The following is a 16,032-nucleotide window of genomic DNA, read 5'->3' on the forward strand; positions in this document are numbered from 1 at the left end:
CAAAAATATTACATGAAGTATAACAGTCTAGAAGGGAAAGAATATAGGAATGCAGATAGTAGCAATGATCCAATATAAAAGGTTCAGAGGTGTGCCCACTCTTAGATAATCTGAGAATTTATAATTTCCAGGCGTATAAATCATGGTATTTGTTTGATAACCCATGGGAGTCATAAAGCTAAGAGATGCCCCAAAAGTAACAGCCATTAGGAAGGGACGGTCGCTCACTTCAAGAGAAGCTGCGATCGAAATAGCTATGGGGGCTAATAAGGCCGCGGTGGCATTATTTGACATAATATTAGTAGCCAAGAAAGTGACTGCAAAAACTACACTCAAAATTACCCTAGGACCAAAATTGCCCATCTGATTCACAAGGGTTTCTGCAAGTAGATTGGCAGCGCCCGTTTTTTCTAAGGCAGTTCCCATGGATAGAATTCCGGCAAGCATAAATAGCACTTTCCAATCAACGGACCTGTAGGCCTCCTCAGTACTAATTGCTTTCATTATGATCAATAAGACTACCCCGCAAATCGCAGCTACTGGAATAGGAAGTACATTGATTGCTGCTAAAGTGATTGCTGATACAACTATAAAGAGCGTCAATGCAATTTTTTTCCAATTTACCGTAGGGCTATTATCCTCTGATATGATTAAGAGGTTTTCCCCACCTTTAATTTGACCTACAACTTCTTCATCTCCTCTTACCAAGAGAACATCACCAGCAGAAATTTTGGTATGCTTGAGTTTTTTAAAAAGAATGTCATTTCTGTGCCGGATCGCCAAGACTGTAAGGCCCGGATAGGTTGCGCGGAAATCAAAAGATTTAACAGTATTATTGATCAGGTTGGAATTGGGAGGTACCACCATCTCATAAAGTTTATAACCTTGAGATTTAAAATCTTCATCTTTGAGTTTCAGATCAATTTTCAGTTCGATTCCAGGAATATTACGTATTTGGGTCAACGTGTCTTTATCACAGCTTACCCTGATGGTGTCATTGGCGCGGATGACAGTATATTTGTAGGCATTGATGATTTCCCCGCTTTCCCGAATGATTTGGATGGGATCTACATTGTAATCATTGAAGAACTTTGAGGTTTTAATGGATGTACCAATATCTTCAAACTTTTTGGAGACAAAGATTTCGGTGATATAATCCCCCATGTCAAAAGTTTCTGAAATTTCCCTTGAAGGCAACCTGCTTGGCGTAAGCCATTTTCCTATGGTCATCATATAGGTAATACCTGAAATGAGAAATAGAATGCCCATTCCACTCATTTCAAAAATGCCAAAAGGCTTGACTCCATTGCTTTGGGCAATTCCACTTACAAGTATGTTCGTACTGGTCCCCAAAAGGGTACAGACTCCTCCCATCAATGAACCAAAGGACAAAGGCATGAGTAATTTGGATGGAGGTATTTTGGTGTCTTTGGCAATTTTAAGCACTGTAGGCATTAATAATGCCACCACAGCGGTATCGTTAATAAATGCTGAAAGAATCCCAGAAAAAGTCATTAGGGTTAGCAAAAAGAGAAATTCGTTTTTTCTGCTCATCCTAAGGAAAATGATGTTAATGCTGTTCAGTGATCCCGTTTTAAAAACAGCAGCACTGATGACGAACATGGCACCAACAGTAATGGTGGCAGGGTTACTAAAACCGGCCACACCTTCTTCAAAATTCAAGATGCCTGTGACCATAAAAGTGATCATCACTAAAATGGATATGGTATCAATGGAAAATTTCTCGGTAAGGAAAAGAACCATTGCCACAGCAATAATGATCAATACCGTAATGATTTCTGGAGTCATGAATTACATTTTAGCATAATGACCTTTTTTTATTTTTCTTTTTATGGTAATAAAATTGGTGAAACCTATCACTAAAAAGATAAAACTAATAATAAAGGAAATATAACCGAACTCTTTGATATTAGCTAGATCTTCTACTTTTACCAAAGCCGTGCCACTTACCAAAAAATAAAGACTAGTCCTTATATAAGATAATAAAGTTCTGTCATTGGCCAGCTTGGTTCTTTGACGAGCTAAATAATCTCTTACGATTAATTCATTTTCAGATTCTTTTTCCATAATTTTGGAAGATAATATTCTAACAATTTCATAATAAATCTATTAAAAATGCTTTTTTCTACGAAGAAATTTTTAGCTATTCTATTGCCCATTTTGTCTATGTCTGTTTTTTCTTATGCACAAAACGAGATAGATAGTTTAACTCAAACCACTAAAGATACCACCTATTGGTCTAAGGAATTTTCAGCCGGGCTTAATTTCAACCAAGCAGCATTTAGTAGCAACTGGAGTGCTGGTGGGGTTAATTCAGTGGCCTTGGGGTCAATTGTCGCAGGAAAAGCCAACTATGCCAAAGAGAGTTGGACATGGGATAATGAAATGGAACTGCTTTACGGAATAGTTAAAAATGAAGGAGAAGAAAGTCGTAAATCAAATGATAGGATATTTTTGGATTCTAAAGTTGGATATAAGCTTTCTAAAAATTGGGGAACATATTTCTCAGCTAACTTTTTGACTCAGTTTGCTGATGGTTATAATTATGAAGAAGATCCTAGGACACTTATTTCAGGATTTATGTCTCCAGGTTATTTGACCACTTCTTTGGGTATTGAATATAAACCCAATGATGAGTTTAATTTAAGAATTGGTCCTTTTTCACCCAGGTGGACTTTTGTGACAGACGAATCAATCTCTGAAAATGTGGAGGATAATTATGGGGTCCCAATAGGACAGACTGTTAGGACAGAATGGTTGGCGCTGCAGATTTTCGCTCAATGGGATAAAGATATTGCTGAGAATTTCAATATTAAGACGCGCTATCAAATGTATGCAAACTATGAGACTTTATCTTTTAAAAATATTGATCACAGATTGGATGTGACTTTGACCGCTAAAATTACAGAAATAATCAGTGTGACCTTTACTAGTATTAACTTGTATGATATTGACCAGGATTCAGATATTCAGTATAGCCAAGGTTTGTCGCTTGGATTGCTTTATAAAGTGAGCAACAAAAAATAGCGGATAACATACCTTTTTAATTAATTATTTTGAATATTGGTGAAATTTACTATTTTTGTTTAACTGTGGTAGTTAAATAATAGTTGGTTTAGTTTTCAAATAAAGAGCAGAGAATTTTTCTCTGCTTTTTTGTTTTATAAGTGGTTGGATTATAGATTTTTGTATGATGTTGGCTCTATACATTTGCAAACAGGGTCAAAGCTTTTGGCAAAGTTGTACCCTTCTTCCCACCATTTCTTCATTTCTTCTGGGTTAAATATCAGTGAATTTTCGGTCAAGGACTTCGGAGGGTAATAAAAATTTAATTTGACTTGATTTTCGGAACCTTGCAGTTTACCAATTAAAATATCATCATTGGAAATTTGATTCAGCATAAAGTCAAATGTACGAGTGGTCAATTCCATTGCGTTTTTGGTAGGTCTTTTGGCTGATCTGGGATGATTCGTTTTGAGCACTATTATATCCAATTCCGTAGCACCCCGCCTAATAGATTCTGAAATCGGAACTAGATCAGCCATACCGCCATCTGCATATTCCATGTTGTTTTTTTCGAGCAAACTCATAAAGGGAACCATGTTCGAAGAGGCCCATATCCAGTCACAAAAATCCTCATAATTTGATTCTTTGATGGATTTATATTCTACTTGATTGGTGCTAAGATTGGATACGGTTACCACAATATCTGAGTGATTAGCCTTCATTTGGCGAAAGTCGCTTTTACTTATATTTTTCTTAATTAACTTAAGTAGATTATTGCTGTCTCCGAATGTTTTGGTTCCTCTTATAAAAAGCTTCACTATCCCCCAGTGATTAATTCTGGTTTTGTACTTGTCATTTTCTTTAGTGATGATAAAGGGACATGTGCTAAATATATCTTCTTGTTTCACTGAAGTATATACCTTTTTGATTTTATCTATTTCATCAATAGCCAGATGAGGAATCAATAAGCTACCTGTTGAGGTACCAACAAACAGATCATACTTAAATTGACATTCTTTAATAAGGAATTCCGCAATACCTCCTGCAAATGCTCCTTTGCTTCCTCCTCCAGAAATCACTAATGCTCGCATAATATGGGTTAAATGAGTTTTTATAAACGCTAAAATGCCCACAGCTGTTTTGGGAAAACGGCAGATGGGCATTTAAAAATGTATAAAACTTTAAAAGTTATGTTTTTAAAAGCTTATTGATGTTGCTCTCTAAGGAGATCGTTGATTGTTTTTACCGGATTAAAAGTTTCTAGCGGGACTTCCACAAAAATTGAGTTCCAATCAGCCATAGATCCATTCCAGAGCCCTGGCAATTCTTGGGCTTTTAAGTCTTTACCATTCTTTGATTTGAAGGTTATAAAACCAGTGGAAGGGTCTCTGTATTTAAGTAGGTCAAATTTCTCTCCCTTGTAATTTTTTACTCCGCAAACTAAGTCTGTCGGATTAAAATGAGTGGATGATTTCAAGATATTGGCATGTTTTTTATCTTCAAGATCCAACTGTGCAGTTTCCCCGATCTGTAAAGAAACGGAACCATCATTATCATTTACCCAAAATGGACCTCCACCTGGCTCGCCTGTGTTTTCTACCATTCCACATACACGCAGTGGCCTGTCGAGCTTACTCTTTAAATATTGTACTTTATCATCATCTTCAAGGGAGCTAAAACTATGAGGTAACCTGTGACCAAGTTTATTCTCGAGAAAAGCAGAAGCTGTGCTAATGTTGTCAGGGTTTGAAGACTCTCCAAGATTTGCAAGAATAGAAAATAGTTTTTCCTGAGTTTCAAGAAGGATACTGGCAATTGCTATTTTATACTTTCGGGTAACTTCTTTAAGGTGGTCAGGTACGACATTATCAATATTTTTTATAAAAATAATATCTGCGTCTACTTCATTAAGGTTTTCCAAAAGAGCGCCATGTCCCGCAGGCCTGAAAAGGATTTCACCATTTTCCTCAACAAAAGGAGTGTTGTCCATATTGACAGCAATGGTATCAGTTGATTTCTTTTGTTGGGAAAAACTGACTTCAAAATTAATATTAAACTTATTGCTTAGAAACTTCTTTAGGTAGTTTACCTTGTCTTCAAAGCGGTCTTGATGTTCTGGGGAAACCGTGAAATGGAGCCTTACCGTATTACCTTTACCCAATCCGTATTGAATTCCTTCTGAAAAGTGCTCATAAACCGGAGTTCTACTTCCATCGTCATATCTATGAAACTTTAACAAGCCTTTTGGAAGATTGCCGTATCCTAACCCTTTGTCATCCAATAACCATGAGATAATGGTAGTATATTCCTCTTTTTCAATAAGGGTATGGATGTTAAGGTTGTTTTCTAAAAGTTTTGTTTCCAGATCATTATAAAATGCAAACGATTTCAAATTAGAAATAAATTTTTTTACAAAGGGATTGTTATCCAAACTTTTGTCATCAGCACTCAAATACGAAAACAGGTCTTTGAACATTCTAGTTGCTGCACCACTGGCAGGTACGAATTTTACAATTTCCTTTTCCGCACACTTGCTGGGGTATTCTTTAAGGTATCTTTCAATTTCATCATTTGTGACTGTCTGAATGCCATTGCCAATAGCAGCAGCTTCCTCAATTGGTAAGGCAGGGAAGCCATTAATAAAATTGCTAATTTGCTCTTCTACCTTTTCTACATTCATGCCCTGAAGGCTGACCTGTTCTTTGACTGCTTCCTCAATCATCATGCTTAAAAATTTTAAAATTATATTACGTTATTTTTAGTAAATGGTGACTTCTCTATAAAATTAATGATTTTATAAATCTCTACAAGAGTAAAAGTGTGAAATGTATGTTAAAAAATGAATTATAAATATATTTTTATGTTTTTTAATGTTTTAAGCAATGTCTGAAACATTTGAAGTACAAGTTACAATGAAAATATTTTATTGAAAAGGAGGAGGCTTCAATATTGATGGAAGGCCTGGGAAACAAACTCCAGTACAGTTGGTAAGGATTGTCTCCAATAGGACCAAGAGTGACTTCCATTTCTAATTCTAAACTCGTGGGGGATTTCTTTTTTTCTCATCGCAATATGTACCAAACTATTGCCTTCATAAAGGAAGTCATCGTCACCGCAGTCAATATACCATCTCACCGAATTTTTTTTGTCATCAGGAATTTTTTCTATCAAGGATAATGCATTATGGTTTTCAAAGTAGGAGGTAAGTTGTTCGTCAGAGAAGTTCTTTGTATCCATTCTCTGTTTCATTTGCTCCAAAGATAAGGGGCCAATATAAGCACTTAATGGAGCAGCTGAAGAAAATAATTCCGGATGGTGGAGAGCATACATGAAAGTTCCTCCGCCACCCATTGATAGACCTGAAACAGCTCTATACCTTTTTTCTCCTTTGGTTCTATATTCTTTTTCAACATGAGGAATAAGTTCTTGGAAGAAAAAATCTTCATAGTTCCAATTACCATCAATCTGGTTGAAGTATCCTCTAACACCCGTATTAGCATCTGGCATCACAATGATCATAGGTGTGGCTTGGCCTGATTTGATTGCTTCATCCGCAATATGCAGGACTTCACCAAATTGAACCCACCCTGTTTGGTCGTCGCCTGCGCCATGAAGTAAATACAATACAGGATAGCTTCTTTCTGATGTCTCATAATCAGGGGGGAGATATAGGGCGTACTTTCTTTCTCCACCAAGAATTTCACTTTTTAGACTTAAATTATCATATACTTTACCCGATTGAGCCATAAGGGATGAAACTATCCCCCAAGTTAGCAGGCTGACTGTCAAAAGAACTTTATATTTCATCATGGGAAAGTATATTTTATTTTGAATTAAATGTATGAGAGTGTTTAGGTGATTTTTCTTGAACTAATGGGGTGCTTTTTGGGATAGTGAAGAAAAACTTCGAGCCTTCTCCCAATGAGGATTCAACCCAGATCTCACCATTCATTTCCATAATAATTTTCTTTACTATAGTAAGCCCAATTCCTGTACTGTCTTCATTGATTGACTGGAGGTTTTCAAACAGATCAAAGATAAATTTCATGTTTTGTTTTCCGATTCCAGGGCCATTATCTTGAACACAAATCATGTAATCAAAGGCTCTTTCTTTACAAAAAATAGAAATTTCACAAATTTCTTTATCATTGAATTTAATGGCATTGCTGATCAGGTTGCTCAATATCTGAATTAGAGCGGATTCGTTGTATACTAATGTAGGCATATCCTCTTCAATACTAAAATGGATTTCCTTTTTCAGAATATAGTCCCTTGCTAGTTTAGTACATATATCATTTAAATCAATCGATGTCATCGTGATATTGGTAGCATTGGATTTGGAATACTCCAATATCCCTTGGATCATACTTCTTGTCCTATCATTGATGTTTTTTAAAATTTCAATGTATTCATTCAGGCCTTGATTATTATATTGCTTTACTTCATCCTCAATAAGGGATATTATTCCTTTTGACGAATTAAGAGGTGATTTGATGTCATGGGCGACTGTGTAGGAAAACTTTTCAAGGTTGCTATTTATTTCCTCTAAGTTGGACCTTATGACGATATTGTTTTCAAGTTCCTCACTTAACATGTTTAAGCCAAATGCTATGAGATTGATAGGTTCGTTAGTGATTTCTATGTCCAGTCTTCTTGAGAAGTCAAGTCTGGCCATAGCACCTATCATTTCTACCATTTCGGTTAATATTTCCTCTTTATCGCTCATCGTTTATGAAGTTTTGGAGCCAGTAAATAGCTTCATTTTTATCACTAAAAAGTTTCAGGGGAAATTTGGTTTTATTTAATCCCAAAAAGAAATTCCCAATTAGTCTTGATAACGAGGATTCTACAAGCATGGCACATGCACTTTGTATGTTCGCTGCTTCCTCACTGGCATAATAATCACGGCATTCTTTTGACCCTCCTTTGGTTTCAGTAATGTCTACCAGCACGGGTACTTTTTTTCCGTTTGCTAATGCTTTTACAGCGTTAAGGTTTTCTATGGCATCTTCAAGATTTAAGTATGAATTTGGAAACGTTTTACACTCGATAATTCCAATATCGTTTATAATTAGATGCTCTGTTTTGGTGGTAATTTCTTTCATCTCATGTATAAAGAATAAACCAGTGCTTGCTAATTTGGTTTTTTTAAGAACCGTAATTAGGTTCGATGGCCCATTTCAGTATGAAAAACAAGATACTTGAAAAGAGTCTTTATGCAAAGCTTTTTTTATGCAAAAGGAGGTTTGGTTATAGTTTATTTTAAATACGTGTTATATAACTATTCTTTTTTCTCATGTATTTTATTGAATTATTATATGCTAAGTGATATGTTTTATGAAATTAAATAAAAGTATTATTGATATTACGTATATCCGAAATTTCACAGATTATCAGATTTTCATAGATGAGTGCACTCTTACGGATACACATAATTGATATTGTGATATAGTTTAGTGGTTGTGCTTTATGGTTGCTTTGTTTGTAATTGCTAATTAAGACTGAAAGTAACTTGGGACATTTATTTAGTTGGCTTTTGATTTAGAGGTTGTTGCATTTTAAGGTAAAAAAATAGTCCGCTTCATGTTAGCGGACTATTAGGAAAAGTTGAGATCGGAAAAAACCTTGTTTACTTAAAACAGTTAGAAAGAAGGGAATTAAAAACCTTTTCTTATTTACATACCGATTAGACTCATTGCTTGTTTTAATATTTTAGGATTGCTTGTAATGAAGCCCATCAATTTTTGGGTAAGCTCAGGGTTACTGAATATATATTCCATTAATTTTCCTTTTGCCTCAGGGTTGGATTTTAAAAAATCCAAGACTTTTGTTTTTGTTTCTGGGTTCTTTTTTAGATAGTTTACTGCTTTTTCTCTAACATCTGATTCATTATTGATCAGCTCCTCTTTAAGCTTTTCTTGTGCCTCCGGGTTGTCTTGCAGGTAACTTTTCATTTCGTCTACCTCCATTGTTTCGGTTGACATCCCATCAGTCATACTTGCAGGCTGGGAGCTACTGCAACCAGTATACACAAACACCAAGATAATGAATATTGATTTTAGAATTGTTTTTTTCTTATTCATCTTATTTATAGTTTGTTATATACAAGTTAATCAATAATCTAGAATGCTTGACCAGAGTTTATAGAATAATGAAGTATTTTGTGTTTAATTGTGTTTCAAGTGAAAATATAAGTAGCTCATTGTCTTATTTTTGGTATGACCTGCTCATTATGAATACTATCTATTCAGGTAATTTTCATTTCCTCCATAAATAGGCTCGTAAAGGTGCCGTTGGGATTATAAATACGCATGAGATTTCTCCATTTTTTAAGGCCTGGATGGATTTGGTCTGTATCATACTCATCTCTAATCAATAATTTGTTGAATTTTCCCCAATGAGGAATTCCTCCATGTTCTAGCATCAGTTTTAGGCATGATTCAATGATCTCAACTTCTCCGTTACTGTCTAACACCATTGGTGTATCTACATACACCACTTCTCTACCAAATTCAGGTGCTATGGAAGCTTTGGAACGTTTGACATATCGGATACCTATAGGAGAATTATGATAGAGGTTATTGTTCTTCAAAATAGCTGCATTTTTTATCAATTCGTCTATGACGGTAATGTAGTTGTCATCCTTATAATCAAAGGCTACTTCACAGTCATAGGCTCTTTCTTTGATATATTCTCCACCTTGAAACAATACTTTATGAGCTGTGTCTCTATAACCTTTATCTTGAAGATTTCTCATGGCGGTTTCTATTAAGCGGGGCATTTTATCTGGATGCTTTGAAGAGCATTTTTTAATGGAAGCATAGCCCATCACACCTACGATTTTAAGGTTGCCTAAAATGGAACCAATAAAGTTTCTAAACTGGTCTCCAAATTTCTTTGCCAAGGGTTTACTGTATTCTATTTCATAGGTACTGATCAAGCAAGTATGATCATTGGGGGATTTGCCTTTTGTAAGGATATAAGGATTAATGAGAAGTTTTACACCTCTAAATTTGTTGAGTAATTCCCTTGAAGCTAGTAGCGGTTTTACTTCCGCCCATGGTAAGATATAGTTTCTTTCTTTTAGCCAATATTCATGTTCTACTCGTAAAATGTATGCATAAATAATCCCGAATGCTCCCAAACTCACCATCATGGCGTGAAACGTGTCATCATCTCTGATGATTTTGAAGTCACCATTGTAGATAAGTGATTTTTTGGAAATGCCTTTAGTTCTTTCTACTTGGAGTTTCTGACCTCCATGAGTAACAATTTGAATTGCACGGATCATGCCATGAATGGCAGGTACATTTACGCCGGTTCCATGGGTGCCTGTAGAAATGGCTCCCGAAATGGTCTGGTGGTTGATACCTCCCATATTGGTAATAGAATAGCCCAAATTGGTAAGTTCATTGTTGAGTGACTTGACAGTAACACCAGATTGCACCCATACAAATGGTGCTTCCTGATATTTTTCTTTTAGAGTTAGTTGGGCGACTTTCCTGACTTTGTTCAGCTTTTCAGGAAGGATGAGGAAATTGTGTTCGTGAATTAGGGCAACATTGGAAAAGCTATGGCCTGAGCCTACTGCTCTTACCGTTTTGTTTTCTCGTTCTGCTCTTAAAATAATTTCAGCAATTTCATCGTGATTCGTTGGTTTAAAATAATGATCAGTTCGAATGCTGTGCTTTTTAATGGTGTTTTGCCAAACTCCATTTTTGAAATTTCTGTCAAACCTAGACATGGTTAGTGTGGTTAAATGTTGAAAAAAGAAAATCAGCGTATGCAGTTTCAAGGAATGAGTCGAAGGCACTCTGAAAAATCCTTGATCGAAATTAGTGGCAGTAAAAGTGGTTCTGTTTTATTGTAAGCTATTGATTTTAATATACTTAAAAAATACCTGATTCCATAAGAATCAGGTATAAAGTGTTGTTGCGAATTGAATCAGTCTGTATCCTCAAGTTTAAAAATCTCATTTACTGTTTTTTCAAAAATCTTGGCCATCTTAAGCGCTAGGATGGTGGAAGGAACATACCTGCCTTTTTCAATTGAGTTGATGGTCTGTCTCGAGACCCCGATTTGTTTGGCAAGCTCATCTTGTGTTATATTTTTGATGGCACGCTCTACTTTGATTGTGTTTTGCATTATCTACTCAATTTCAAAAAAGCATAAAACATGATTTGGACGATTAACATGAAGAACAGCAGTTGAAAATCTCCTAATTGAAGTAATTCATTATTTTCTTCATGGGAAAATAGAAACGCTACTCCAAAGTTGATAAATGGCTGGATAATGGCGTAAAATACCCCACATATGAAAGCAAATTTATAAGACTGAGCCTTTAAGGTAATGGTCATTTCATCCTCTACTTTGTCCTTTGAAATGGAAATCATCAATAGACCAATCAATATGAGTTTCCTGAAGACTTCTCTCATGATTTCAGCTTCTCCCGCAGACATTCTGAAAATAAACAAACAGCAAAGACCGCTGATGGCTATAATTACACCAAGGAGCTTGTACTTGTGGTGTAATTGGAATCCGAAGAGTTGATGGATTTTTTTACGCTCACATTCAATAATTTTGTTTGTAGTGTTATTCATGTTTTGTAAAGTTTAGTTGCTAAATAATTAAGTTTGCTTTACTTTATGACAAGTATACTTTACATTTTGTTTAATAACAAATTTGAACATGAATTATTGATTTTTCTGGAATTAATAAATTTCTACTCTTTCATTTCTTGTATGAAACTGGGTGTGACTGGGTCATTTTTAAAAAAGTCAGCTTTTTTACCTTGGCTTAGTGCCCATCGGTCGAGCCATGAAATCCCCCAGTCACCAAATCTGGTTTCCTTTGATTGATATGCAGAATCTTTGAGTACCTCTTCTTGGCTGACAAATTGATAACCATGTTTTTGATAGCAGTCAAGAAGTTCATCCATATATTCTGCATTGAGCAAGCTCGCATGGCAAAGTAGGATTTGGTTGATGTTCCTCTCAAATAGCGCTTGGGCTGATTGCTCAAAGTAGAGGAGCTTTTCCTCCATATATTGTACATATGCTGTGCCGATTTTCCTCATAAGAGATTGGTTTTTGACTTTATAGGCTTTGGAATAGGCATAGGCAAATAAATAGTCTGCATTATCAATGGTGACAGGGGCTTCGATGTAATGATGTGTTTTCAAAAATTGGCTCAAACTATCTTTTTGAGCCTTGTTAGCTCCACTTCTTAAATAGGGATGCCTGAAAAACTTTAATTCTTTCCCGTATTCAGGTAAAAGATCTACAAGTACTTCTTGTCCTTTCAATATGTCTTTTGTAAAAGCATCAAAACCGACTTGATGGTAGTTTGGGTGTGAGTAGGTGTGGTTACCCAAGTCCATTCCTTTTTCCAACCAATACCTTAAAAGCCCTAGGTCAGAATCAGTAAGTTTTCCATTGTTATACAATTTAACTTCATTGACATAACCAATTGCTTGAACATTATATTTCACAAAGGTATCAACTAATTTATAGGTTATATTTTGCTTAAACTCAATTTCATTGATGCCATAAGTGACCGTTGGAAGGTCATCTACTGTGATGCACATTTTTTTATTTTGAGCCTGAGCCCAACTGATTGTCAATATGGTGAGGAGAAAAAGGCTGAATTTTTTCATAAGTTGTTTGAGACTGTTTTAGTTGTTAAGTTCCTTTTGAAGGATTTCATCAACTCCTTCGATTGTTCCCATGTAAATAATACTTCCATTTCTATTAAGGACAACAACGGTAGGATAGACATAAATATCAAAATCATCCATGATTTTTTGAGTACCTTGAAGCACAGGGAAGTTGTATCCTCGATCCTTTATAGAGTGAAAGGCTTGCATGGGCTTGTCGTTGGTCATGGGTCTGTTAAGAGCAAAAATCTCTACCGCCGGGTTATCTTTATACTGCTCGTATAAGCTTTGGAGGTGAGGGAATTTCTTCCAGCATGGCCCACAGCTGATAAACCAAAAATCAAGGACTACTATTTTTCCTTTTAGTGATTCATTGGATACCGTTTCTCCATCTATCGCTTTTGCTTCAAAACCAATTGTTTTTTTATTTGTTACTTTACCGGAGATATTGCCAAATTCTATAAAGTGAACCCATGTGTTGTAAAGGTTTAAATTCAGTAATAAGGGAAAAAGAAAAAGAAGCGTAGTATAAAGGCCTTTTCTTTTAAAATCCTTAGCAGAGAAAATTCCAGCTCCCAATACAGCAAGAATGTAGGAAAGATAGGATGGGAATACCTTGGTAGAAAATCGCAAGCTGGGACTGGTAACAAATATAAAGATGAGGACGCTGAAGAGAGACAAGAATGTAATGGCCTTAGATGAAAGCAACTTATCAAACTTTTTGTAATAAAAAGTGATGGATACAAATAATAAAACAAAGCCTAAGAGTGCTCCAAATCCCCAAAGACTATAGTCTTTTGAAAGCCCCAGAGTATAATCACTGATTAAAAATGCGGTTATAAAAGTAAGTAAGCCCGTGATAAGGCTTAATATCCATTTTTTCATATTAATAAGAAACAGGGTGTATACTGACTTTATTAGCTATACGTAAAGATTTAGTAAAAGGTATAGGGACTATAATTGGTTGAGTCGGACAGGGGGATTCCAAATTACCATTTAAGATTTCAGAAGAAATCAATTCAGTTACGAGCTAAACTTATTAAGTGTCTATTAAATTAAACCGAATAGATTCGCCTTGTTTTTTTTGAGCTAAGCAAGAAATAGCAGCTTGACTCAGCTGTAAAATTCGTGGATACCCGCCAGTTACTTGCGCATCTCTCATTAAAACTAAAAGCTTCCCGCCCGGAGTCAATTGAACAGTACCTGGATAAACCGGTGCGGTTAGGATTTCTTTTAATTCATTGATAAGTGGCTCTTTTAGTTGAATTCCCATTCTGTTTTGTTGGGCAGAAAGATGGAAGTACTTTTCAAATAATTGTTCAAAAGTAGACCGTGGTAATTTCTCTGCTTCAGGGCCGGCATAGACATCCAAAGTTTTGTTCTTAAGCAATGATTCATCTATAGCAACTTTGGCATAGGAGGAATTTTCTTTGGATTGATACGTTTTATAAGGTAATAATGCCCTTTTTTTTAACCTAAAGTTTTCTGTAATCCCTTTGTACCAGCTTCTGCTTTTCAAAATACAGGGGCTCTGAAAACCGCCTTTTATGCCCAAATACATTCTAAAACCAGTGGTGAATGGTCCGATTTTTAGAATGTCTCCATTTTTAATTTTTACAGGTTTGTTGATAGGGTGTTTGCTTCCATTTAATTGGATAGAGGCTTCAGCTCCAGTGAGCACGATCTCGGTGTCACCTACAAACTTTAATTCATCCCCAAGCATTGTCATTTCCAAACATGCATCATTAGGGTCGTTTTGTAGAAGGTGATTGGCCAAAGCAAAGGATTGCCGATCCATGGCACCTGCAGCGGGAATTCCCCAATGTCCTTGCCCAAACCTTCCCAAATCTTGGATGGAACTATAGAAACCGGTTTTGATAACTTCAATTTGTCCCTCAGATATATTCATACTTTAGTTCGAATTGATGGTTTGCTATTTCTTTTTGAATCGATTCAAATTCTGTCTTTTCTATTGAGTGAAATTGGATTTCATCTCCCGGTTGAGCTTGAATAGGAGGTTGCTTATTCAAGTTAAAAAGGGTCAGAGGAGTCTTTCCAATGATGTTCCATCCACCTGGGCTATCCATTGGATAAATTCCAGTTTGCTTGCCCCCAATGGCTACAGACCCTTTCTCAATAACAGGATCTGGGCGGTCCTTCCTCGCAGCGAACAACTTAGGAGATAAGCCTCCCAAATACATAAAGCCAGGCATAAAGCCATAAAAATGAAGTAAATAAGGTTTGTCCTGATGTAGTTTAACAATGTCGGAAATGTCGATTTTAGTGATTTCTGAGACTCTTTGAAGGTCTTTTCCTTCATACAATACAGGAATAAACCATCGTTTTCTTTTAATAGCCTCTTGCTGAAATTTTTCTGAGGAAAAATTTTCAAGTTTGCTTACTACCTCATTCAAAGGGAAATGATCCTTAAAGTGTAAACTAAGACAATGGTACCCCAAATTGACATCCCAAAGTTCTTCATACCATTCAGAAATGATCCTCTTTTTCATTATCATCATTTCCATTAGGGTGCTTTGCCGAATCTCAGGAGGCCAACACGCTTCAAGAATGTTTGGAGAAATCTTTTTATAGTTCAGCTTGAGAGACATATGTTGATGATTATGATTTGACCTAATTACTTATTGATCAGTGTATAAATGGCCTTTGCGATTTCCAGTGCGGTAGAGTTGTCCCCGTGTACACAGATAGTATCTGCCTTGATACGTAAAAATTTCCCGGAAAGGGTTTTTACTTTTCCTTCTTCTATCATGGATGAAAGATGGGGAAGTACTTCTTCTGGTCTATGTAAAACAGCCTTTGGTTTTTTTCTATTCACCAGTGTCAAGTCATCATTATAATTACGATCCGCAAACACTTCATACTCCACTTTGATACTTTGGTCTTCTGCTAAGGCTGCAATAATTGATCCATCCTGAGCGTAGAGGATTGTTTGAGGATAATGTAGTTTCAGAATTTGGACAAGCATTTTAGCTATGGTAGGATTAATGGCCGCTTCATTATACAGCGCTCCATGTGGCTTAATATGGTGAAGTTGGGCACCTTTTAAACTTACCCATTTCTCTAATGTCTCGATTTGTGTTAAAATGCTATCCTTCAGTTGCTCTAATGTTATATCCATTGACAAACGACCAAAATTTTCAGGATCGGGATAGGATGGATGGGCACCTATCTTAAGCTTATTTTTAATGGCTAGTTCAATGGTTTTTTGCATTGTTAAATCATCTCCAGCATGACCGCCGCATGCAATATTGCAACTAGTAATGTAAGGCATGATTGCTGCATCGGACCCCATTCCTTCTCCCAGATCACTATTGATGTCTATTGGCATA

17 protein-coding genes are annotated in these 16,032 nt (G+C 36.0%); 1 reads left to right on the plus strand and 16 read right to left on the minus strand.

Annotated elements, in window-relative coordinates; genetic code table 11:
- Positions 1-27 precede the first annotated feature (27 nt).
- Positions 28-1,809: an SLC13 family permease gene (locus tag IFO69_RS17285; RefSeq protein WP_192011387.1), complete on the minus strand. Its 1,782-nt coding sequence runs from the start codon at positions 1,807-1,809 to the stop codon at positions 28-30.
- 3 nt (positions 1,810-1,812) lie between these two features.
- Positions 1,813-2,088, minus strand: coding sequence for a DUF202 domain-containing protein (locus IFO69_RS17290; RefSeq protein WP_192011388.1), 276 nt, complete (start codon positions 2,086-2,088; stop codon positions 1,813-1,815).
- 48 nt (positions 2,089-2,136) lie between these two features.
- Here IFO69_RS17290 and IFO69_RS17295 point away from each other — a divergent pair, with 48 nt between their 5' ends.
- A complete protein-coding gene (locus IFO69_RS17295) occupies positions 2,137-3,048 on the plus strand; it encodes a DUF3078 domain-containing protein (RefSeq protein WP_192011389.1) in 912 nt (303 codons plus the stop codon).
- Between the two features lie 149 nt (positions 3,049-3,197).
- Here the strand turns inward: IFO69_RS17295 and IFO69_RS17300 are convergent, their stop codons facing one another.
- The 14 genes from IFO69_RS17300 to pxpA all read right to left on the minus strand — a co-directional run bounded on the left by IFO69_RS17300 (position 3,198) and on the right by pxpA (position 16,031).
- On the minus strand, positions 3,198-4,118 hold the full coding sequence (locus IFO69_RS17300) for a patatin-like phospholipase family protein (RefSeq protein WP_192011390.1): 921 nt from the start codon (positions 4,116-4,118) through the stop codon (positions 3,198-3,200).
- 113 nt (positions 4,119-4,231) lie between these two features.
- Positions 4,232-5,749, minus strand: a complete 1,518-nt coding sequence (locus tag IFO69_RS17305) for a DUF4301 family protein (RefSeq protein WP_192011556.1) — start codon at positions 5,747-5,749, stop codon at positions 4,232-4,234.
- 221 nt (positions 5,750-5,970) lie between these two features.
- Complete coding sequence (locus IFO69_RS17310) at positions 5,971-6,834, minus strand: alpha/beta hydrolase (protein WP_192011557.1); 864 nt, start codon at positions 6,832-6,834, stop codon at positions 5,971-5,973.
- 16 nt (positions 6,835-6,850) lie between these two features.
- Positions 6,851-7,753, minus strand: coding sequence for a sensor histidine kinase (locus tag IFO69_RS17315; protein WP_192011391.1), 903 nt, complete (start codon positions 7,751-7,753; stop codon positions 6,851-6,853).
- Entirely contained in the window at positions 7,743-8,132 is a 390-nt protein-coding gene (locus tag IFO69_RS17320; RefSeq protein WP_192011392.1) for a DUF7793 family protein, read from the minus strand. Before IFO69_RS17320 ends, IFO69_RS17315 begins: the two co-directional genes overlap by 11 nt.
- A gap of 570 nt (positions 8,133-8,702) precedes the next feature.
- Entirely contained in the window at positions 8,703-9,110 is a 408-nt protein-coding gene (locus IFO69_RS17325; protein ID WP_192011393.1) for a hypothetical protein, read from the minus strand.
- Positions 9,111-9,274: 164 nt separating this feature from the next.
- Complete coding sequence (locus IFO69_RS17330; RefSeq protein ID WP_192011394.1) at positions 9,275-10,771, minus strand: FAD-binding protein; 1,497 nt, start codon at positions 10,769-10,771, stop codon at positions 9,275-9,277.
- A gap of 200 nt (positions 10,772-10,971) precedes the next feature.
- Positions 10,972-11,172 (minus strand): helix-turn-helix transcriptional regulator, encoded by a 201-nt coding sequence (locus IFO69_RS17335; RefSeq protein WP_192011395.1) that lies wholly within the window; start codon positions 11,170-11,172, stop codon positions 10,972-10,974.
- A complete protein-coding gene (locus tag IFO69_RS17340; protein ID WP_192011396.1) occupies positions 11,172-11,627 on the minus strand; it encodes a hypothetical protein in 456 nt (151 codons plus the stop codon). Before IFO69_RS17340 ends, IFO69_RS17335 begins: the two co-directional genes overlap by 1 nt.
- 122 nt (positions 11,628-11,749) lie before the next feature.
- Positions 11,750-12,682 (minus strand): polysaccharide deacetylase family protein, encoded by a 933-nt coding sequence (locus IFO69_RS17345; RefSeq protein WP_192011397.1) that lies wholly within the window; start codon positions 12,680-12,682, stop codon positions 11,750-11,752.
- 18 nt (positions 12,683-12,700) lie between these two features.
- Positions 12,701-13,567 carry a peroxiredoxin family protein gene (locus tag IFO69_RS17350; protein WP_192011398.1) on the minus strand — a complete coding sequence of 289 codons (867 nt, stop codon included), beginning with the start codon at positions 13,565-13,567 and terminating at the stop codon, positions 12,701-12,703.
- A 154-nt stretch (positions 13,568-13,721) separates the two neighbouring features.
- Positions 13,722-14,591: a 5-oxoprolinase subunit C family protein gene (locus tag IFO69_RS17355; protein ID WP_192011399.1), complete on the minus strand. Its 870-nt coding sequence runs from the start codon at positions 14,589-14,591 to the stop codon at positions 13,722-13,724.
- Positions 14,578-15,291, minus strand: a complete 714-nt coding sequence (locus IFO69_RS17360) for a 5-oxoprolinase subunit B family protein (protein WP_192011400.1) — start codon at positions 15,289-15,291, stop codon at positions 14,578-14,580. Before IFO69_RS17360 ends, IFO69_RS17355 begins: the two co-directional genes overlap by 14 nt.
- Before the next feature lie 26 nt (positions 15,292-15,317).
- Entirely contained in the window at positions 15,318-16,031 is a 714-nt protein-coding gene (gene pxpA, locus IFO69_RS17365; protein ID WP_192011401.1) for a 5-oxoprolinase subunit PxpA, read from the minus strand.
- Position 16,032: the final 1 nt, after the last annotated feature.

It is taken from the genome of Echinicola arenosa (genome assembly GCF_014841125.1).
In the GTDB taxonomy this organism is placed as follows: Bacteria; Bacteroidota; Bacteroidia; order Cytophagales; family Cyclobacteriaceae; genus Echinicola; species Echinicola arenosa.

What these genes read in the sequence shown, in the direction of transcription:
- IFO69_RS17285 (WP_192011387.1), bottom strand. Translation starts at nt 1,809, where the DNA reads ATGACTCCAGAAATCATTACGGTATTGATCATTATTGCTGTGGCAATG.
- IFO69_RS17290 (WP_192011388.1), bottom strand. Translation starts at nt 2,088, where the DNA reads ATGGAAAAAGAATCTGAAAATGAATTAATCGTAAGAGATTATTTAGCT.
- IFO69_RS17295 (WP_192011389.1), top strand. Translation starts at nt 2,137, where the DNA reads ATGCTTTTTTCTACGAAGAAATTTTTAGCTATTCTATTGCCCATTTTG.
- IFO69_RS17300 (WP_192011390.1), bottom strand. Translation starts at nt 4,118, where the DNA reads ATGCGAGCATTAGTGATTTCTGGAGGAGGAAGCAAAGGAGCATTTGCA.
- IFO69_RS17305 (WP_192011556.1), bottom strand. Translation starts at nt 5,749, where the DNA reads ATGATTGAGGAAGCAGTCAAAGAACAGGTCAGCCTTCAGGGCATGAAT.
- IFO69_RS17310 (WP_192011557.1), bottom strand. Translation starts at nt 6,834, where the DNA reads ATGAAATATAAAGTTCTTTTGACAGTCAGCCTGCTAACTTGGGGGATA.
- IFO69_RS17315 (WP_192011391.1), bottom strand. Translation starts at nt 7,753, where the DNA reads ATGAGCGATAAAGAGGAAATATTAACCGAAATGGTAGAAATGATAGGT.
- IFO69_RS17320 (WP_192011392.1), bottom strand. Translation starts at nt 8,132, where the DNA reads ATGAAAGAAATTACCACCAAAACAGAGCATCTAATTATAAACGATATT.
- IFO69_RS17325 (WP_192011393.1), bottom strand. Translation starts at nt 9,110, where the DNA reads ATGAATAAGAAAAAAACAATTCTAAAATCAATATTCATTATCTTGGTG.
- IFO69_RS17330 (WP_192011394.1), bottom strand. Translation starts at nt 10,771, where the DNA reads ATGTCTAGGTTTGACAGAAATTTCAAAAATGGAGTTTGGCAAAACACC.
- IFO69_RS17335 (WP_192011395.1), bottom strand. Translation starts at nt 11,172, where the DNA reads ATGCAAAACACAATCAAAGTAGAGCGTGCCATCAAAAATATAACACAA.
- IFO69_RS17340 (WP_192011396.1), bottom strand. Translation starts at nt 11,627, where the DNA reads ATGAATAACACTACAAACAAAATTATTGAATGTGAGCGTAAAAAAATC.
- IFO69_RS17345 (WP_192011397.1), bottom strand. Translation starts at nt 12,682, where the DNA reads ATGAAAAAATTCAGCCTTTTTCTCCTCACCATATTGACAATCAGTTGG.
- IFO69_RS17350 (WP_192011398.1), bottom strand. Translation starts at nt 13,567, where the DNA reads ATGAAAAAATGGATATTAAGCCTTATCACGGGCTTACTTACTTTTATA.
- IFO69_RS17355 (WP_192011399.1), bottom strand. Translation starts at nt 14,591, where the DNA reads ATGAATATATCTGAGGGACAAATTGAAGTTATCAAAACCGGTTTCTAT.
- IFO69_RS17360 (WP_192011400.1), bottom strand. Translation starts at nt 15,291, where the DNA reads ATGTCTCTCAAGCTGAACTATAAAAAGATTTCTCCAAACATTCTTGAA.
- pxpA (WP_192011401.1), bottom strand. Translation starts at nt 16,031, where the DNA reads ATGCCAATAGACATCAATAGTGATCTGGGAGAAGGAATGGGGTCCGAT.